This window comes from Streptomyces cavernae, assembly GCF_004023625.1.
GTDB lineage: Bacteria > Actinomycetota > Actinomycetes > Streptomycetales > Streptomycetaceae > Streptomyces > Streptomyces cavernae.
Genome location: NZ_RPDJ01000064.1, coordinates 1 through 18,612, shown reverse-complemented (window position 1 = coordinate 18,612; position 18,612 = coordinate 1). Strand labels below are relative to the sequence as shown.

General features: G+C 71.8%; 15 protein-coding genes and 2 pseudogenes. 14 read left to right on the top strand and 3 right to left on the bottom strand.

The genetic code is table 11. The annotated features are described in order from the left end of the window. Positions 1–12: 12 nt before the first annotated feature. Together EF387_RS43395 and EF387_RS43390 are read left to right on the top strand one after the other, a co-directional pair. Positions 13–1,065 (top strand): inosamine-phosphate amidinotransferase 1, encoded by a 1,053-nt coding sequence (locus tag EF387_RS43395; RefSeq protein ID WP_128382111.1) that lies wholly within the window; start codon positions 13–15, stop codon positions 1,063–1,065. 14 nt (positions 1,066–1,079) lie between these two features. Further along, positions 1,080–1,682, top strand: coding sequence for a dTDP-4-dehydrorhamnose 3,5-epimerase family protein (locus EF387_RS43390; RefSeq protein WP_128382110.1), 603 nt, complete (start codon positions 1,080–1,082; stop codon positions 1,680–1,682). 79 nt (positions 1,683–1,761) lie between these two features. Here EF387_RS43390 and rfbD read toward each other — a convergent pair whose 3' ends face one another. The 3 genes from rfbD to EF387_RS43375 form a co-directional block, all read right to left on the bottom strand. Then, positions 1,762–2,676, bottom strand: a complete 915-nt coding sequence (rfbD, locus tag EF387_RS43385) for a dTDP-4-dehydrorhamnose reductase (RefSeq protein WP_128382109.1) — start codon at positions 2,674–2,676, stop codon at positions 1,762–1,764. A gap of 212 nt (positions 2,677–2,888) precedes the next feature. Further along, the gene (gene rfbB / locus EF387_RS43380) at positions 2,889–3,878 is read right to left on the bottom strand and encodes a dTDP-glucose 4,6-dehydratase (RefSeq protein WP_128382108.1); all 990 of its coding nucleotides are present in this window, start codon (positions 3,876–3,878) and stop codon (positions 2,889–2,891) included. A gap of 49 nt (positions 3,879–3,927) precedes the next feature. Next, the gene (locus tag EF387_RS43375; RefSeq protein WP_128382107.1) at positions 3,928–4,995 is read right to left on the bottom strand and encodes a glucose-1-phosphate thymidylyltransferase; all 1,068 of its coding nucleotides are present in this window, start codon (positions 4,993–4,995) and stop codon (positions 3,928–3,930) included. 434 nt (positions 4,996–5,429) lie between these two features. Between EF387_RS43375 and EF387_RS43370 the strand changes: the two genes are divergently transcribed. From EF387_RS43370 to EF387_RS43310, 12 genes and pseudogenes are all read left to right on the top strand, one after another. Beyond that, on the top strand, positions 5,430–6,524 hold the full coding sequence (locus EF387_RS43370; protein WP_128382106.1) for a ParB/RepB/Spo0J family partition protein: 1,095 nt from the start codon (positions 5,430–5,432) through the stop codon (positions 6,522–6,524). Between the two features lie 163 nt (positions 6,525–6,687). Continuing rightward, the gene (locus EF387_RS43365) at positions 6,688–7,611 is read left to right on the top strand and encodes an aminoglycoside phosphotransferase family protein (RefSeq protein ID WP_128382105.1); all 924 of its coding nucleotides are present in this window, start codon (positions 6,688–6,690) and stop codon (positions 7,609–7,611) included. Positions 7,612–8,176: 565 nt separating this feature from the next. Then, entirely contained in the window at positions 8,177–9,223 is a 1,047-nt protein-coding gene (locus EF387_RS43360; protein WP_128382104.1) for an inosamine-phosphate amidinotransferase 1, read from the top strand. Between the two features lie 40 nt (positions 9,224–9,263). Then, positions 9,264–10,109: a glycosyltransferase gene (locus EF387_RS43355; protein WP_128382103.1), complete on the top strand. Its 846-nt coding sequence runs from the start codon at positions 9,264–9,266 to the stop codon at positions 10,107–10,109. A 9-nt stretch (positions 10,110–10,118) separates the two neighbouring features. Next, positions 10,119–10,718 (top strand): streptomycin biosynthesis protein StrG, encoded by a 600-nt coding sequence (locus tag EF387_RS43350; protein ID WP_128382102.1) that lies wholly within the window; start codon positions 10,119–10,121, stop codon positions 10,716–10,718. A 40-nt stretch (positions 10,719–10,758) separates the two neighbouring features. Further along, positions 10,759–11,916 carry a dTDP-dihydrostreptose--streptidine-6-phosphate dihydrostreptosyltransferase gene (locus EF387_RS43345; protein WP_128382101.1) on the top strand — a complete coding sequence of 386 codons (1,158 nt, stop codon included), beginning with the start codon at positions 10,759–10,761 and terminating at the stop codon, positions 11,914–11,916. A gap of 62 nt (positions 11,917–11,978) precedes the next feature. Then, positions 11,979–13,025, top strand: a complete 1,047-nt coding sequence (locus EF387_RS43340; RefSeq protein ID WP_128382100.1) for a Gfo/Idh/MocA family protein — start codon at positions 11,979–11,981, stop codon at positions 13,023–13,025. Then, entirely contained in the window at positions 13,022–14,413 is a 1,392-nt protein-coding gene (locus EF387_RS43335; RefSeq protein ID WP_128382099.1) for an alkaline phosphatase, read from the top strand. The genes EF387_RS43340 and EF387_RS43335 overlap by 4 nt, the downstream gene beginning before the upstream one ends. Before the next feature lie 68 nt (positions 14,414–14,481). Continuing rightward, a complete protein-coding gene (locus EF387_RS43330; RefSeq protein ID WP_128382098.1) occupies positions 14,482–15,624 on the top strand; it encodes a DegT/DnrJ/EryC1/StrS family aminotransferase in 1,143 nt (380 codons plus the stop codon). A 105-nt stretch (positions 15,625–15,729) separates the two neighbouring features. After that, positions 15,730–16,683: an aldo/keto reductase gene (locus tag EF387_RS43325; protein WP_128382097.1), complete on the top strand. Its 954-nt coding sequence runs from the start codon at positions 15,730–15,732 to the stop codon at positions 16,681–16,683. Continuing rightward, positions 16,637–18,083: pseudogene (locus EF387_RS49100) on the top strand (transcriptional regulator); the annotation flags it as partial. The gene EF387_RS43325 and the pseudogene EF387_RS49100, both read left to right, overlap by 47 nt. A gap of 107 nt (positions 18,084–18,190) precedes the next feature. Continuing rightward, positions 18,191–18,406 (top strand): annotated as a pseudogene (locus EF387_RS43310) (transcriptional regulator); the annotation flags it as partial. Positions 18,407–18,612 lie beyond the last annotated feature (206 nt).

Sequence of the window (18,612 nt, the reverse complement as noted above, 5' to 3'; positions counted from 1 at the left end):
GGAGGGTTGGCCGTGAGCCTGGTCAGTGTCCACAACGAATGGGATCCGCTGGAGGAGGCCGTCGTCGGCACCGCCCTCGGCGCCCGGGTGCCGGTCGCCGACCGGAGCCTGCTCGCCGTCGAGTACGCCGAGTACGCCGGGCCCGGCCGCTGGCAGGAGGTGCCCACGGGCCCCTACCCGGACCGGGTGGTCAAGGAGACCGAGGACGAACTGGAGGAGCTGTGCGAGGAGTTGCGCGGCCTCGGCGTGACCGTCCGCCGCCCCCGCCCCCGCAACCACGCCGCCCGTGTGCGCACCCCCGACTGGGAGAGCGACGGCTACCACGACTACTGCCCCCGCGACGGGCTGCTCACCGTCGGAAACACCGTCATCGAGACCCCGATGGCACTGCGCGCGCGGTGGCTGGAGTCGTCGGCCTACCGGGAACTGCTGATGGAGTACTTCACCAGCGGCAGCAGATGGGTGTCCGCGCCCAAGCCCCGGCTCGCCGACGCGATGTACGACCCTTCCGCGCCCCCCGGCGAGCGGCTGCGCGAACGGGAGCCGGTGTTCGACGCGGCCAATGTGCTGCGGCTCGGCACCGACCTGCTGTACCTGGTCTCCGACAGCGGCAACGAGCAGGGAGCCCGCTGGCTCCAGTCCGCCCTCGGCGAGACGTACACCGTCCACCCCTGCCGCGGCCTGTACTCCTCCACCCATCTCGACTCCACCCTCGTCCTCCTGCGGCCGGGCCTCGTCCTGGTCAACCCCGCCAGGGTGACCGAGGACAACCTGCCCCCCGTGCTGCGCTCGTGGGAGCGGATCGAGTGCCCCGAACTCATCGGCCTCGGCTACGCCGGGGACGTACCGCACTGCTCCCCGTGGATCGGGATGAGCCTGCTGGTGCTCCGGCCTGGCCTGGTCGTCGTGGACCGCAGGCAACGGGCGCTGATGACGGTCCTGGAACGGCACGGAGTGGACGTCCTTCCGCTGCGGCTGACCCATGCCCGGATGCTCGGCGGGGGCTTCCACAGCGTCACCCTCGACGTCCGCAGGACCGGAACCCTCGAGACCTACCGCTTCTGACGAGAGGAGGGCGGATGCGTCCGCTCAGTGTGGACGGCGCCTGGCTGGCCGAGACCCGTGCGTTCGCCGACGACCGGGGTGAGTTCCAGGAGCTGTACAGCGGCCGGGAGCTGACCGGAGTGCTCGGCTACGAACCCGGCGCCGCCCAGATCAACCGGTCCGTCTCGCGGCGCGGGGTGCTGCGGGGCGTGCACTTCGCCCAGGTCCCGCCCGGCCAGGCCAAGTACGTCACCTGCCTCAGCGGCGCCGTGCTCGACGTGGTGGTCGACATCCGCGTCGGCTCGCCCACCTACCGTGCCTGGGACGCAGTCCGCCTCGACGACCCCCACTGCAGCCTATACGTCGAGGCCGGGCTCGGCCACGCGTTCATGGCGCTCACCGACGACGCCGTCGTCCTCTACCTCACCTCGCGGGGCTACGCCCCCGGGCGAGAGCACGGCGTGCACCCGCTCGATCCGGACCTCGGCATCGCATGGCCCGAGGACATCGAGCCGGTGCTCTCGCACAAGGACCACCAGGCCCCCAGCATTGCCGAGATGGAGCGGCGCGGCCTGCTGCCGCTGTACGAGGAGTGCGTCGCCTTCCACCGCTCCCTGCGCGAGCAGTCCGTGGCCTGAGCGCACGACCGGACGGCCCACCGGTGGACATCCACCGGTGGGCCGTCGTCCGCGTGCGCCCCCGGCCGGGAGCGGCACCTCACCGCCGGGGCACCGCCGAACGGCCCACCGCACCGCAGAGCGTGGGGAACGCCTCCGTCAGCGCGGCGCGCCAGTCCCGCAACGGCTCCAGGCCCGCCTCCCGCCAGCGCGGCTGGTCCAGCACGCTGTAACCGGGCCGCGTGGCCGGCCGGGCCAGCGCCCGGCTGGTGATGGGCCGGACCCGGTCGGGATCGGCGCCGAGCAGCCGGAACGTCTCGCGGGCCAGGGCGTACCAGGTGGTACCGCCGGTGTTGGTCGCGTGGTAGACACCGGCGGGCGCCGCACCGGCGAGTGCCGCCGAGCCCAGCGCCGCCAGCCGGTCGGCGAGATCGGCGGTCCAGGTCGGCTGGCCGTGCTGGTCGTCCACCACGCGCACGGTGTCCTGCTCGGCCTCCAGGCGGATCATCGTGGCCACGAAGTTGGGCCCGCCCGCCCCGTACAGCCAGGCGGTGCGGACCACGTAGCCGGCCTCCGGCAGGGTGCTCAGCACCGCCCGTTCACCGGCCCGCTTGGTGTGGCCGTACACCGTGCGCGGGGCGGTGGGGTCGTCCTCCCGGTACGGCCGCGTGGCCGACCCGGCGAACACGTAGTCGGTGGAGAGCTGGAGCAGGACGGCGTCCAGGGCGCGGCAGGCCCGGGCGAGATGACGCGGCCCGTCGCCGTTCACCGCCATGGCCCTTGAGGGCTCCGACTCCGCCGCGTCGACCGCGGTCCACGCCGCGCAGTTGACCACCACCGCCGGCCGGTGGCGCGCCAGCGCGGCCCGCACGGCCGCGCCGTCCGTGATGTCCAGGGCGCCGCGGCCGAGCGCGGTCACCGCCGCACCCCGGCGCAGCAGCAGGGAGGTGAGTTCGCGTCCCAGCATGCCGGACGCACCGATGACGAGCCAGCGTGGGCGAGGGTACGGGGACATGGTGTCGGTCTCCGGGGGATGCGCGCCCGGCGTCGGGCGGAGGGAACCCAGGGCGTGCCTTTCGGATCGTGCCGGGCGCGACCCGAAAGACGCGCCCTGGAAAACGGATGAAGATCTTGCTTCGGCCGCCCGGATCGCCCTGAATTGCCGGTAAATTTCATTAGGGCGAACCGGTATAAGACCGGCGCAATTCCAAGATCTTCACGACACTTCTAGGCGGGCAGCGAGCCGGCCGGGAGCAGCGGCTCCCACCAGGGGCGGTTCGTCCGGTACCAGGCGACGGTGGCGGCCAGCCCCTCGGCCAGGCCGGTGGCCGGCATGAAGCCCAGTTCCCGCCGTATCCGGGTGGAGTCCACCGAGTAACGCCGGTCGTGCCCCTTGCGGTCCTCGACGTGCACCACGCTGCTCCAGTCGGCACCGCACGCCTCGAGGAGCAGCCCCACCAGCTCCCTGTTGCTCAGCGTGGTGCCCCCTCCGATGTTGTACACCCGGCCGGCCCGGCCGCGCGTCCGGACCGCCTCGATGCCCCGTACGTGGTCGTCGACGTGCAGCCACTCACGCACGTGCAGCCCGTCCCCGTACAGCGGCACCCGGTGTCCGTCCATCAGTAGGGTGATGAAGCGGGGGACCAGCTTCTCCGGGAACTGGTGGGGCCCGTAGTTGTTGGAGCAGCGGGTCACCCGCACGTCCAGGCCGTGGCTGACGTAGTGGGCCAGCACCAGCAGGTCGGCGGACGCCTTGGAGGCGGAGTAGGGGCTGTTGGGCCGCAGCGGTTCGTCCTCGGTCCACGAGCCGTGCTCGATGGACCCGTAGACCTCGTCGGTTGACACCTGGACGAACGGCGCCGCCCCGTGCCGCCGCGCCGCGTCCAGCAGCGTCTGGGTGCCGTGCACATTGGTGCGTACGAAGGCGGAGGCATCGACCAGGGAGCGGTCCACGTGGGACTCGGCGGCGAAGTGCACGACCTGGTCCTGGCCGGCCATCACCCGGTCGACCAGCACCGCGTCGCAGATGTCGCCGTGCACGAACCGGTAGCGGGGGTGGTCGCGCGCGGTTGCCAGGTTGGCCGGATTGCCGGCGTAGTTCAGGGAGTCCAGCACGGTCACCACCACATCGGGCGGGCCGTCGGGGCCGAGCAGGGTGCGGACGTAGTGGGAACCGATGAAACCGGCTCCCCCGGTGACGAGCAGATGTGTGGTCATGGGAACGGGCTCTTGCCTTCCGCTCGGAACGGGTCGGGATCAGGAGGCGTCAGGAGGAGATCTGCGCCGTGCTGTGGTCGCCGAGCACGAGGCGATGGGCGTGCGGCACCGGCGGCGCGGACGTCACCCGCACATGGCGGCCGATGAGTGACGCCTCGATGCGCCGCACCCCGCTGATGGAGGCGCCGCGCAGCATGATGGAGAACTCGACCTCGCTGTCCTCCACTAGGCAGTCCTCGGCGATGGAGGTGAACGGCCCCACGTACGAGCCGGCCACGACCGCGCCCGCACCGATCACGGCGGGGCCCACCACACGGGAGTTGCGCACCTCGGCGCCCTCCTCGACCCGGACGCGTCCGATGAGGTTGCTGTGCTCGTCCACCAGGCCGTCGCAGCGCGGCTCGGTCGCCTCAAGCACGAGCCGGTTCACCTCCAGCATGTCGGCCACGTTGCCGGTGTCCTTCCAGTAGCCGGTGATCTGCGTGGAGCGCACGTCCCGGCCGGCGTCGATCAGCCACTGCACCGCGTCGGTGATCTCCAACTCCCCGCGCCACGAGGGATTGATGGCCCGCACGGCCTCGTGGATCGCGGGGGAGAAGAGGTACACCCCGACCAGCGCCAGGTCGCTCCTGGGGTGGGCGGGCTTCTCCTCCAGCCCGCACACCCGCCCCGAGGCGTCCAGTTCGGCCACGCCGAAGGACCGGGGGTCGGACACATGGGTGAGCAGCAGATGCGCGTCCGGCCGGGCGGCGCGGAAGTCCCGGATGGGTCCCTCGATGCCGCCCACCACGAAGTTGTCGCCGAGATACATGACGAAGTCGTCCTCGCCCAGGTAATCGCGGGCCACCAGGACGGCGTGCGCGAGTCCCAGGGGTTTCGCCTGCGGTATGTAACTCACGTCGAGACCGAATTTCGAGCCGTCCCCCACGGCATCGGTGATTTCACCGAAGGTGTCGCCGACAACGATACCGACATCGGTGATGCCGGCCGCGGCGATCGCCTCCAGCCCGTAGAACAGGACGGGTTTGTTGGCCACCGGTACCAACTGCTTCGCGGACGTGTGCGTTATGGGCCTCAGGCGCGTGCCCGCTCCGCCGGCCAGTACGAGCGCTTTCATGTCGTTCTCCCTGTGTGGTCTTGGGAACACGGGGGGCGTGGGAACACGGATGCGTGGCGCTGTCGCGGGAGAGGCCGCGCCGCCGGACAGCGGCGGGAGGCGGCGGACGGTGTGACGTTTTCCCGCCGCGCGATGAATCCTTTTGCGTAAGACTGCGTTGACGAGGACGACTGATTGTTCGTCGGCAGTGGCCAGAAAGGAGTGCATGGCTCGGGCCGTCGTCCCCGCGGCCCTGTCCGGCACCCCCTGTTCTGCCGGTCTGCCGTGCGGCGACGGTGCCCGCGCCGGTGAGTGACCCACCCGCCCCGAGGTCGCCTTTCGGCCGCTGGGGGTTGCTTTACGCAAGCGTTCATGGATGCTAGGCATATGCCGGGAGAAAGAGCGAAGGTCTTGACACGTGCTGCCCTGAATGCCCGGCGACCAAAGGATAGGTAATGGAGCCTGTTTTAGGTAACAGTCCTGTTCAAGTGCGTGACCAGCCAATTGGGTGCCTGGGAGAATCCGACGAGAATAGCTTCCAATTGTCCGACGTGGTCATGGTGCCGATCGATTCGCTCCGGGCCTCCGATTCCCCTCGCAGTTCCGGCGAGGATGCCGAACACATTCGTACTCTCGCAGAATCCGGAGCGGAACTTCCTCCCATTGTGGTGATGCGCTCCACACTGCGGGTCATCGACGGCATGCACCGGCTGCGGGCCGCCGGACTCCGCGGCGCCACCGAGATCGCGGTCCGGTACTTCGAGGGGGAGGAGAAAGAAGCTTTCGTCCTCGCGGTCAAAGCGAACATCGCCCACGGCCTGCCGCTCTCCCTCGACGACCGAAAGGCCGCCGCGAGCCGCATCCTCACCAGCCATCCGCTCTGGTCCGACCGGGCCATCGGACGGGCGACCGGCCTCTCCGCGAAAACGGTGGGAACCCTGCGGTCCTGTTCGACCGCGGGAGTTACACAGTCGAACGTACGGGTCGGCCGGGACGGGCGGACCCGCCCCCTGGACGCCACGGAGGGACGGCAGTTGGCCGGCCGTCTGATCCAGGAGAACCCCACGGCCCCGCTGCGTCAGATCGCCGCCCGGGCCGGGGTGTCCCTGGGCACCGCCTCCGACGTCCGCAAGCGGCTGGGCCGGGGCGAGAGCCCGCTGCCCGGACGCGACCGCGTGCGGGACACGCCGGCGGTCGCCGAACAGCCATCGGCCCGTACCGAACGGGCCGAGAAAACCGCTCCCTCATGTGCCCTGATGCTTCGTCACCTCAGCCGCGACCCGTCCATACGGTTCACCGAGGACGGCCGGGTGCTGCTGCGCTGGCTCAACGTGGTGGCCGTGCGCAGCCAGGACTGGGACCGGCTGCTTGGCAACGTGCCGCCGCACCGCGCCGAGGTCATCGCCGAACTCGCCCGGAGCTGCGCCGAGATATGGCAGCGCGTGGCCGAGCAGCTCGAACGGGTCGACGCCGACAGGACCGACGAGCGGGCTCCGGACGTCACCGACGGCGACACGGACGCCCCGCTGCCCCGGGCCGGCCTGCGGTGAGGTGCCCGGGCACGGCCACGGACGGCGCCCCCGAGAACCCCGGCCCCGCGGCCGGCCACGCGCACACCGCGCGACCCTGGTAGACCGCCCGGTCCCGCCGACGGGCCCGCTCGGGTCACCACGGCCGGGCCGCGGCGGGCAACTCCCCGTGAAGGAAAGACCGATGAGTACGCCGGAAAAAATCGAAGTCCCCGACGCCCTGGCCGCGTCCCTGACGAGGAACGGTGGTGAGGAGGAACGGGCCTGGATCGCCACCATGCCCGCCCTGGTCGCGCAACTGCTCAGCCGGTGGGACCTGGAGCAGGACGGCGGCGTCGCCTCCGGTGAGGCCTCGCTCGTGGTGCCCGTACGGCGCGCCGACGGCACCCGGGCCGCGCTCAAGCTCCAGATGCCCCGCGAGGAGACGACCGCCGCGCTGACCGGGCTGCGCGTCTGGAACGGCAACGGCGTCGTGCGGTTGCTCGACCACGACCCGGTGAGCAGTGCCATGCTGCTGGAGCGCCTGGACGCCTCGCGCACCCTGGCGTCCGTCGAGGACGACGACGTGGCCATGCGCACCCTGGCCGGGCTGCTGGAAAGGCTGCACTCCGTCCCGGCACCCGACGGGCTGCGCGACCTGGGCGGAATCGCACGCGAGATGCTGGAGGCCGTGCCCGGGGCCGTCGGCTCACTGACGGACCCCGCCGACCGGCAGCGCCTGCGCGGCTGGGCGTCGGCCGTCACCGAGCTCGTGGGCGAGCCGGGGGACCGGATGCTGCACTGGGACCTGCACTACGACAACGTGCTGGCCGCCGAGCGTGAGCCATGGCTGGCCATCGACCCCGAACCGCTGGCCGGTGATCCGGGCTTCGACCTGTGGCCCGCGCTGGACACGGGCTGGGAGAAGCTCGAGGGGACCGGCGACCCGCTGCGGGTGGTCCGCCGGCGCTTCGACCTGCTGACCGAGGCGCTGGGACTGGACCGCGATCGCGCGGCTGGCTGGACCCTGGGCCGGCTGCTCCAGAACACGCTGTGGGACATCGAGGACGGGCGCACCACGATCCACCCGTCGCAGACCGCCGTGGCCGACGCGCTGTCGCGCCACTGACCAGGCACACGCCCCCCAGCGCACTGGCCTCACGGGCCTGACGAGCCGTACGCCGCCGAACGCGACGCGCACCCACCCGGGTGCGCGTCGCGTTCTTTTCGTTGCCCGGAGGCCCCGATGTGTGCCGCCCTCCCGGTGTGTCCATGGAAGGCGGCGGGCTGCGCGGGCCTTGACCCGTGCCCGGGAAAGCCCAGGTGGCGACCTCGTCCGCGACGGCGCGGGGCGGCAGCGGACACAGTCGCGGATCGAGGCGGCGGTTGTTAGCCTTCGAGCGGTCCGGTGGTCCGGGCGACGCCGCTGAGGAACGTCGCACCGGAATCCCGCGCGGTCCCCCGGAGCGGGGCCCGAACGCCCACCGGTACCGTCGAGGCCGTTCCCGCCGTTCGTTCCGTACCTCCCGTCGTACGCCGTACCAGCCGGGCCGTTCCCGGCAGCCGGCACACGTCCCGGCCCGCCTTCCGCCCACCGCCGCGCCCCCGGGGCCGGCGGCACACGCCGCGGGCCGGCCCACGCCGCACCGGCCACCGGTCGTCGCATCCCCCTGCCCATCCACGTGAGGAGTGTCATGAGCCTTGTCAGCGTGCACAACGAATGGGACCCGCTGGAGGAGATCATCGTCGGCACGGCGGTGGGCGCCCGCGTCCCTCGCGCCGACCGCAGCGTCTTCGCGGTGGAGTACGCGAGCGAGTACGACAGCCAGGGTCAGGTCCCCTCCGGCGCCTACCCGGACCGGGTGGTGAAGGAGACCGAGGAGGAACTCCACATCCTGGTGGAGGAGCTGACCAAGCTCGGCGTCACGGTGCGCCGGCCCCAGGCCCGTGACAACGCCGCACTGATCAGGACCCCCGACTGGGAGACGGACGGCTTCCACGACTACTGCCCCCGCGACGGGCTGCTGTCCATCGGCCGGACCGTCATCGAAACCCCGATGGCGCTGCGCGCCCGCTTCCTGGAGTCGCTCGCCTACAAGGACATCTTGCTGGACTACTTCGCCAGCGGTGCCCGGTGGCTGTCCGCGCCCAAGCCGCGGCTGACCGACGCCTCCTACGACCCTCAGGCCCCGGCCGGTGAGCGGCTGACCGACGTGGAGCCGGTGTTCGACGCCGCCAACGTGCTGCGCTTCGGCACCGACCTGCTCTACCTGGTGTCCGACAGCGGCAACGAACTCGGCGCCAAGTGGCTCCAGTCGGCGGTCGGCGACACCTACACGGTGCACCCCTGCCGGGGGCTGTACGCGTCCACCCATGTGGACTCAACCATCGTGCCGCTGCGGCCCGGCCTCGTGCTGATCAACCCCTCGCGGGTCAACGACCGGAACATGCCCGACTTCCTGCGGTCGTGGGAGACCATCACCTGCCCCGAGCTGGTCGACATCGGCTTCACCGGCGACAAGCCGCACTGCTCGGTGTGGATCGGCATGAACCTGCTGGTGGTGCGGCCCGACCTGGCCGTCGTGGACCGCCGGCAGACCGGGCTGATCAAGCTGCTGGAGAAGCACGGGATGGACGTGCTGCCGCTCCAGCTCACCCACTCGCGCACCCTCGGCGGCGGCTTCCACTGCGCCACGCTCGACGTCCGCCGCACCGGCGCGCTGGAGACCTACCGGTTCTGATGGCCCGCCACGTTCGCTACCGCCAAGGGAGGTTGACCACGTGATCGGTTACGGCGTCTGCGTAGGCCCGGGCAATCTGTTTGAGCGCATCTGCCTGCCGGGTATCGAGCGGGTCCGGACACCGGGCAGCCCAGTGTTCACCATGCGCAACCAGCGCTCACTGTTCTCGGCGTACAACGCCATGTTCGACCAGGCGGCCGCCAACTCCGACATCACCGGGCTGGTGATGCTCCACGACGACGTCGAGCTGCGGAAGAATCCGGTCGAGGTGGCACAGCCGGTCTTCGAGGACGACTCCGTGGGGATGCTCGGCTCGGTCGGCGGCTCCGACACCGTCTCGCTGGCCTGGTGGAACGAAAAGGTGACCCGGCGCGGCCGGGTCACCGACTACGACAAGGTCCACGACTACGGGTCGGACCGCTACGAGGTCCACGCCGTGGACGACGTCATCCTGTGCGTCAACCGCTGGACCATCGAGAACATCCGCTTCCCCGAGGGGCACTACCGCGGTTTCGAGGGGCTCGGCGTCATCCTCGCCACCCTGGTCCGTGCCGCCGGCAAGCGCGTGATCGTCCAGGACCTCCAGGACGTCATGCACCACAACGACGGCCGCGGTTTCAATGGTCTGAAGGACTGGCGCCACAACGAACTGCGCTGGCAACGCGAGTTCTTCGACCTCAGCACGCTCGAGCGCCTGGGCAACCACCTGGAGCGGCTCACCATCCCCACCATCCCCCTGCGGCTCGCCGCCCGCCGGCTGGCGGTTCGCGCGGCCGGCCGGGCCCACGAGGTCAGCGATGGGGAGACGGGCGACCCGGTGATCGACGAACTGGTCGGCGGCTGGTACCGGCGGTGCAAGCGCCTGCGCGGCCGCATGCTGGTGTGAGGAGAACACATGGCCAAGTACACAAGGCTTCGCTATGACGTGACCCAGATCCCCCTCGCCGACCTCGTGCGCGAGGTGCTGAAGGTGGACGACCTGGAAGGCCTGGCGGCCAGCGAGTGGCTCGCCACCCGGGAGACCGACCAGAGCACTCCGTATCACAAGCAGTTCTACGACAACTTCGACATCGTCTCGCTCGCGTACCGCACGCTTGCACGGCACCTGCTCGGCGACACGGTCGACGACGTCTACCTCCAGCGGGTGCCCACCTTCCGCGTGCACCTGCGCAACTCCGTCGCCGTGGGCTCCTGGCACCGCGACCGCGACTTCGGGCACGACCCGGCGGAGGTCAACTACTGGGTGCCGGTCACCCGGGCCTTCGGCAACAACACCCTGTGGATCGACAACGAGCCGGTGCACGCCGAGTACGGCGAGGTCATCGTCTTCGACGGCGCCAACTCCTGGCATGGGAACGTCGTCAACGACACCGAGATAAGCCGAGTCAGCATCGACTTCCGCACGCTGCCCCGGTCCGCGTACCAGCCCAACGGCAAGAAGTCCGTGTCCTTCGGACTGCCCTTCCTACTCGGCCAGTACTGGGACGTCGTCTGAACCCCGGCCGACTCCCGCGCCACGACGAAATGGCCCCGACATGGTGATGACCTCCGATCCGACCGGGAAGCCCCCGGGCGACACACGCCCCGGGGAGTCCCTGACGCACCTCGACGACCGTTTCCGGGAGTTCCTGGCCGGTCTCCCGGACGACCGCCCCCCGTGGTTCTGCTTCTTCTCCTCCGGCCTGCTGCACGTCGTCCACCACTTCCTGCGCTTCGTCCCCGAGCGGCTGAACTGCGTGTTCGTGTGCTCCGCGCTCAACGCCGAGGAGGCTGCGCTGCGCGACCGCATGAGTGGTGGCCTGCCCGTCTTCGACATGGACGACCGGGTGGGCAGCCACGAGATCTTCGAGTTCCTGCTGCGCAACCTGGACCGGCCGTTCGGCATCGTCGACGTCGACTGCTTCGTCACCGACACCGACTGGTTCGACCGCTGCATGGACGGACTGGAGCCGGGCGTGGCGGTCAGCGGCCCGCTCAGCTACGGCCCCATCCCCCTGGCCGCGCCGCCCTTCCTGGCCCTGGACCCCCGGGTACGCCCCGAGATCGAACGCGCCATCGGCGGCCCCGTCACGCCCGCCGCGTACGCGTACATCCCCCCGGGCCCGGAGAAGGAGATCGACGGCGCGGCGGTGCGGCTTATCGAGCCGCACCACGAGCGGGCGCTGGCCCGAGTGATGGCCCTGGAGGGTCCCCGGCTGCCGTTCCCGCAGGGCGGGGTGGTGGACGTCCTCGACGACGGCCGGGAGGTGCGCAGCCACGAGCGGTACCACCACCTCCACAATGGCAACGAGGTGATCCGCGTCGTCTTCGACGGGCTAATGTTCTACCAGCTCATGGCCTTGGCCGCAGGCCTGCGGATCGTCCACTTCCACCAGTTCCCGGGCACCAAGGTCTTCGCCCCCCAGCTGGTCCACGCCGGCGGCATCTCCTACTGGCACCGGCTGCGGCCCAGCGAGATCGCCGCGGGCATCCATGAGCTGCCCTGGTCGGCGCACGTCGACGCCCTGCTGCTGGAGGACTTCAACAAACGGCCGGACGCCCCCTCGGGCTACCGGACCCGCAGCACCCGGCTCGCCGCCAGTCTGCGCCAGTCCAAGGCCGACCTGGCGGGGCTGCGCGAGGAGCTGCGCACCAAGCTCACCTCTTCCGGCGTGGACGTGACCGACCCCCGCTGGGCCGCCGTACTCGACTGACGCAGGAACCTCATACCGGCACTCCTCCCGGGGGCGCCGACGGGCTGTTACGGAGACTTTCGATGAGAGTGGGAATCGTCGGGGCCGGCCGCATGGGCCGGCTGCACGCCCGTACGCTCCTCCAGCTTCCCGACCCACCCGCCGTGGCGGTGCACGACGTCGACCCCGACGGCGCCCACCGGCTGGCCCGCGCCCTGGCGGAGGAGACCGGGGCCCGCGTGACGGTGCGGCGGACACTCGCCGAGGTCGTCGCCGGCGTGGACGCGCTGGTCGTGGCGACCCCGGCGACACAGCGGCGGGTCCCGCTGTTGGCCGCGGCACGGGCGGGTGTGCCGGTGTTCTGCGAGAAGCCGCTGACCGCCGACGTGGCCGAGGCCCGCGAGCTGGCCGGCGCTCTCGCCCACGCCCGCGTGCACGTCGGCTTCCAGCGGCGCTGCGACCCCGCCTACCGGGCACTGCGTGAACGGATCGTCTCGGGTCGGCTCGGCCGCGTCCTGCTGGTCCGGTGCACCGCCTTCGACCACGAACCGCCGGCCGACGCGTACGAACGGACGGCCGGCGACATCTTCACCGACTGCCTCATACACGACATCGACGCCGTGCACTGGCTGACCGGACAACCCATCGTGGCCCTGCAGGCCGACGGGGCACGGCTGCTGGGTGGCGCTGGGTACGACGTGGCCACGGCCGCCCTGACCCTCGCCGACGGCGCTCGCGCGGTGCTCACCGCGTCCCGGCTCGACCCGCACGGGTACGACCACCGCGTCGAGGTGCTGGGCACCGAGGGCTCGTACGCGGTCGGGCTTGACGCGCGGACTCCGCTGCGCCTGCTCGGCCAGGACGGCATGGGCTGCTCGCCCGCCCCCGGTGAGCACCCCCCGTACCAGCACTTCACCGACCGCTTCGCGACCGCCTACCGGCAGGAGATCCATGACTTCGTCGACATGGTGACGCGGGGTGCCACCAGTCCTTGCACCGCCGAGGAGGCGCTGCGCGCGCAGGAAGTGGCCGCGGTCGCCGGCCGTGCCGCCGCGACCGGCACCCGTGTCGTCCTGGACCAGGCACCGGCCGCTGGCGCGGCCATGCCCGTGGGGGGCTGGGCCGGATGAGCCGCACGTCCACCCACCGGGGACGCCGCTTGGGGCGGCGCGGCGCCGTCCTGGCCGCGGTCCTGCTGGTCCTCGTCACCCTGCCCGCCGCTTCCACCTCCGACGGGGCGGGCGGAGCGGACCGGGACCGTAAACCGGCGGACAACGTCCAAGGCCGCGCACCGGCGGACAACGTCATCCTGCTCATCGGCGACGGCATGGGCGACGCGGAGATCACCGCGGCGCGCGACTACTCCGCCGGCGCGGCCGGCAGGCTGGCCCTGGACACATTGGACACCACCGGGCGGCGCACCACCTTCTCCGTGGACGAGCGGGGCCGGCCGGTCTATGTCACCGATTCCGCCGCCGGCGCCACCGCCTGGGCGACGGGCCAGCGGACCGTCAATGGACGGGTCTCCAAGACGCCCGGCACTAATCGGCCGCTGCCCACGCTGCTGGAGAAAGCCCGCCGCCACGGCTACGCGACGGGCAGCGTGACCACCGCCTCGGTCGCCGACGCGACCCCCGCCGCCCTGACGGCCCACGTCACGGACCGGTCCTGCAAGGGCCCCGCCGACATGGCCGAGTGCCCGGCGGACACCCGGGCGGCCGGCGGCGCCGGCTCCGTCGTGGAGCAGACGGTCGCCGCCGGCCCCGACGTCCTGCTCGGCGGCGGTGCCGACCACTTCGCACAGACCGTCACGGACGGCCCGAACCGTGGCCGTACGGTGCTGGAGCTGGCCCGCGCGGCCGGCTACCAGGTGGTGCGCGACCGGGCGGAACTGACGGCGGCCCGCACCGACCGGCGCGTGCTCGGGCTGTTCGCGCCCGACTACCTGCCCGTGGAATGGACCGGGGCACCGGCCGCGCCCGGTGGCACCGCGCCCCAGCGGTGCGCCGTCCGCAATCCCGCCCGGCCCGCCGGCACACCCACCCTCGCCGAGTCCACCCGCGCCGCGCTCGGCCAGCTGACGGCCCGCCGCGACCGGGCCACCGGCAAGGGCTTCTTCCTCCAGGTCGAAGGCGCTTCGATCGACGACCGGGCGCACGAGGCCGACCCCTGCGGGCAGATCGGCGAGACCGTGGGGTTCGACAGGGCGGTCGCGGTCGCCCTCGCGTACGCCGAACACCACCCCCGCACCCTCGTGATCGTCACGGCCGACCACGGCCACGCGACCCAGATCCTGCCCGAGGACGCCCGGCCGGCCGGGCTGTCCACCACCCTCGTCACCGAGGAGGGCGGCCGGATGCTGCTCGGGTACGCCACCGCCGAACCCGGCGGGACGCAGGAGCACGCCGGGGTCACCGTGCCGGTCGCCGCCCGCGGTCCGCTCGCGCACCGGGTCCTCGGCCTCCGTGAGAACACCGAGCTGTTCGGCACCGTGTGCGCGGCGCTCGGACTGCGATGAACCACGGCCGTGCCCGACGGCCCCCGACCATTCCCGAACCCTCCCCCTCCGAACCGAAAGGTCACACCTTGAGCTCCTTCCAGGAATTACCGCGGTGGCCCCAGCTGACGGACGACGACATCGAGGCGGCGGTGGCGGCCCTGTGCTCCAACCGCCTGGTGGGGCAAGGCAACAGCACCGTCCAGGAATTCGAGGCGGCCCTGGCCGCCGGCCAGGGCGTGGAGCACGCTGTCGCGGTGTCCACCGGCACGGCGGCCGTACACCTCGCGCTGCACGTTCTGGACGTCGGACCCGGCGACGAGGTCATCGTGCCCGCCCACACCTTCATCGGCTCGGCGAGCCCCGTCGTGTACCTCGGCGCCCGCCCGGTTTTCGCCGACGTCACACCGGACACCCACTGCCTGGACCCGGGCTCGGTGAAGTCGCTGATCACCGACCGGACCAAGGCCATCGTGGTCGTCCACATCAATGGCATCGCCGCCGACATGGCCGCCCTGACCGCCGTCGCCGCCGAGGCGGGCGTCCCGGTCGTCGAGGACGCGGCGCAAGCGCTGGGCACCGAGATCGGCGGTCGTCCCATCGGCGGCTTCGGCGACCTCGCCTGCGTCAGCCTCTTCGAGCAGAAGGTGATCACGTCGGGCGGCGAGGGCGGCGCCGTGCTCACCGACAACCCGGACTACGCAGCGCGGCTGCGCCGCCTGCGCAGCCACGGCGAGGGCCCCATCGAGGGCCGCCCCGGCATGATCTGGGCACACGAGGTGGGCTACAACTACCGTCTCACCTCGGTCCAGGCAGCCATCGGCCTGGCCCAGCACAAGCGGCTCGGCGAGATGGTCGAGGCCCGCCGCCGCAACGCCGCCCGCCTCTCAGAGCGGCTGGCCGGTGTCGAGGGCCTGGAACTGCCGGTGGAGCCGGAGGGCACCACCCACGCGTTCTGGAAGTACGCGGTACGCGTGGCGCCGGGCGGCGGCCGCCGCCCGGCCGGCGAGATCGCGGCCGACCTCCGCTCGCGAGGCGTCCCGGTGCTGCTGCGCTACCCGTTTCCGCTGCACAAGCAGCCCGCGTTCGCCGGGCACGAGGGGATATCCCTGCCGGTCGCCGAGCGGCTGTCCCAGGAACTGCTTGCGCTGCCGTCCCACCCCGGGCTCACCGAGGGGCACCTGGACCACATCGCCCACGAGGTCCGCCGGGCCGTCGCCGTCACGGTGTGACCCGCGCCCCGTCCGTCGATGGACCCACGGCGCCGCACCGGCCGCGTACCGGCGCGGTGCGGCGCCCGCCGCCTCCCGACGACCCCGACACACCAGGAGAGCCACATGACCACCGCCCCCCGGCCCGCCTCCGCCCCGCCCCCCGGCCCCGAGGGCCCGCCGCTGCTCCTCGGCACCTCTGCCTTCGGCCAGAACGAACGCGGCTTCCCCGTCTTCGACGCCTACTGGGAGGGCGGCGGCCGTGCCTTCGACACCGCCTGGCTCTACGGCCATGCCTACGGCCCCGGCTGCTGCGAACGCACCTTCGGCGCCTGGGCCCGGTCGCGCGGCGTCGAGAAGGACGTCTGGGTGCTGGCCAAGGGCGCGCACACCCCGGAGTGCCTGCCCGACCGCGTCGAACCCCAACTGACCGAGAGCTTCGAACGCATGGGCCGCGAGGATGCCGCGCTCTACATGCTCCACCGCGACAACACCGACGTCCCCGTGGGGGAGTTCGTCACCGTCCTCGCCGGCCTCGTGGACCGCGGCCTCATCGGCGCGTACGGCATGTCAAACTGGACCCTCGAACGGGTCGTCGAGGCCGTCGCCTACGCCCGCGCCCACGGCCTGCCGCTGCCCGCCGGCATCAGCAACCAGTACAGCCTGATCAACATGGTCCACCCCATCTACCCGGGCACCGTGACCTCCAACGACCCCGCCTGGCGCGACTGGCTCGCCGAAGGGACCGTCCGGCTGTACCCCTGGGCCAGCCAGGGCCGTGGCGCGCACGCGCTCGCCGACCCCGACGAGCTGCGCACTGGTCCGCTCGCCGAAAGCTGGTACAGCGAGACCAACGCCGCCCGGGTCCACCGCGCCCGCCTGCTCGCCCGGCGCACCGGGATCTCCGCCACCGGCATCTCCCTCGCCTGGACCCTCTCCCAGCCCTTCCCGGTCGTCGCCCTCATCGGGCCCCGGTTGCCCGAGGAGGTCCGCGACTCCCTGGCCGCCGCGGCCCACCGGCTCACCGACGCCGAGCGCGACTGGCTGGAGACCGGCGAGGGTGACCTCCCGGACCGCTGACCCCGGCGGCGAACCCCGCACGAAGTACGCCTACTTCCTCGATCAGGCCGAGCAGAAAGTCCGCGACCGCGGCCGCGCTGCGGCCGGCGTCCTCGGCGAGCAGGCGCAGCCGTCTGCCGCACCGGAGCCGGAGTCCGGCGACAGCGAGGACCAGGCCGCCCTCGCCGAGCCGCAGCCGTGCGTCCTGTGCGGGCTGCCCGCACGGCATGAAGTGGCCGGCTACCCGCAGCACCTGGACCCCACCGAGTGCGCCGCCACCGCCATCACCGTCCAGTCCTCGGAGCCCGCGGCCGCCCCGGCGCCAGCGCCTGCACCGGCTGAGAAGCCCCGGACGGCGCCCCGTCCTCGCCCCGCCGCCCGGTCCGCGGGCGGTATGCGGGTGGTGCCTGCCGGACGACGGGTGCAGGCCGCCTCCGACATGCCGGATCTGATCGGCTCCGCCGTCGCGGCCGCCCTCCGGCGACGTCGAAGCCGCCATCGCGGCGTTGGTGAAGCGGGCGATCCCGGATGCGATGGCGTTGCTGGACGCCACCCGCAAGGGTGGCCGCTACGAGATCGTCGCCCACCCGTGGCTGCCGGACATCCTGCGCAAGCAGACCGCCCGCGGCGCCGACCAGATCTGGGAGGCCCGCCCCAAGTGGACCAGGCGCGAACTGCCGACCGGAGAGCACGAGGTGACCGCGCTGGACATCAACGGCGCCTACCTGTCCGCGCTCAAGACCCATCTGCCGATCGGGCAGCTGGAGCATTCCACCGGCTTCGACCACGACCGCCGCCGCGCCGGCGTCCACCTCATCACCCCGCCCGTGTGGGAGCACGAGGACGTCCTGCCGAACCCGATCGGCAGCCGGGACGAGCCGGGCCCGCTGTGGGTCACCGAACCCATCCTGCGCCTGCTGCTGCGGCTGTCCGGCCCGAAGTACGGGCTGTGCGACCCGCCCACGGTCCACGAGTCCTGGACCTCCGGCGCCACCGAGGGGCTGTTGGAAAAGTTCCGCGTCGCGCTGAAGGACGCGCGGGACCGGGCGATCGCTGAGGGCGACGAGGTGACGCTGGAGTACGTCAAGGCGATGTACTCGAAGTTCGTCTCCACGCTGGGGGAGTCGAACTACAACTGGGAGATCTACCGCGCGGACTGGATGCACATCATCCGGAGTCAGGCTTTCGCGAACCTGTGGTGGAAGGCGCATCGGGCGTACGACGAGGGGCTGATGGTCGTGCGTGCCATGGGCACCGATGAGCTGCACCTCGTCGGTGACTGGCGGCCGGTCTTCCCTGAGGGACGCGGCGTCACCGAGGTCAAGGTGAAGGACGCTACACCGTCGGATCCGACCCCGACCCCGTCGATGAAACCTGACCCTGACGCTCAACAGGCCAGGGAAGCCTCTCAGCGCGCCTGAGAGTGCTGATCTCTCTCCCCTGGCGTCGTCGAATCTCCGACGCCAGGGCGGGAGGTCGGCCCCCATACCCCCGTACAGTGATCCGCGAGCTTCAAGGACCGGAGACCATGCCTGGACGCAGCATCGAGTTCGGCGCGTACGGCGCCCGCGGCATCAAGGGTCACGTAGCCGTCGCCCGCCAACTGGACGCGCTCGCCGGCTTCATCGCCACGCCCATCACCGCGCGCCGCGGCCTGCTCGCCCGCCTGCACTACCTCACCCGCACCGACCACGCCCGCCAGATGGCCCGCGAGGCCGGCCTGGACGTCACCGACCGCACCCTCTAAGCCTCGATCCACCGATGGGGCCGAGAGTGATCTTCTGATGGGCTTGTGAGCCGGATGTGGAGCGGTTGCCGTGGAGTGGGCAGGCGTTGTCTGCTGGTCTGCCCAGCTCTTCCACGTAGGCTCTCCGGTCGGGCCCTGACGGGCGAGGCGGTCGGGGACGTCAGGCTGCTTCGGGCGGGCGGTGGACGGTGTCGAACAGGTGT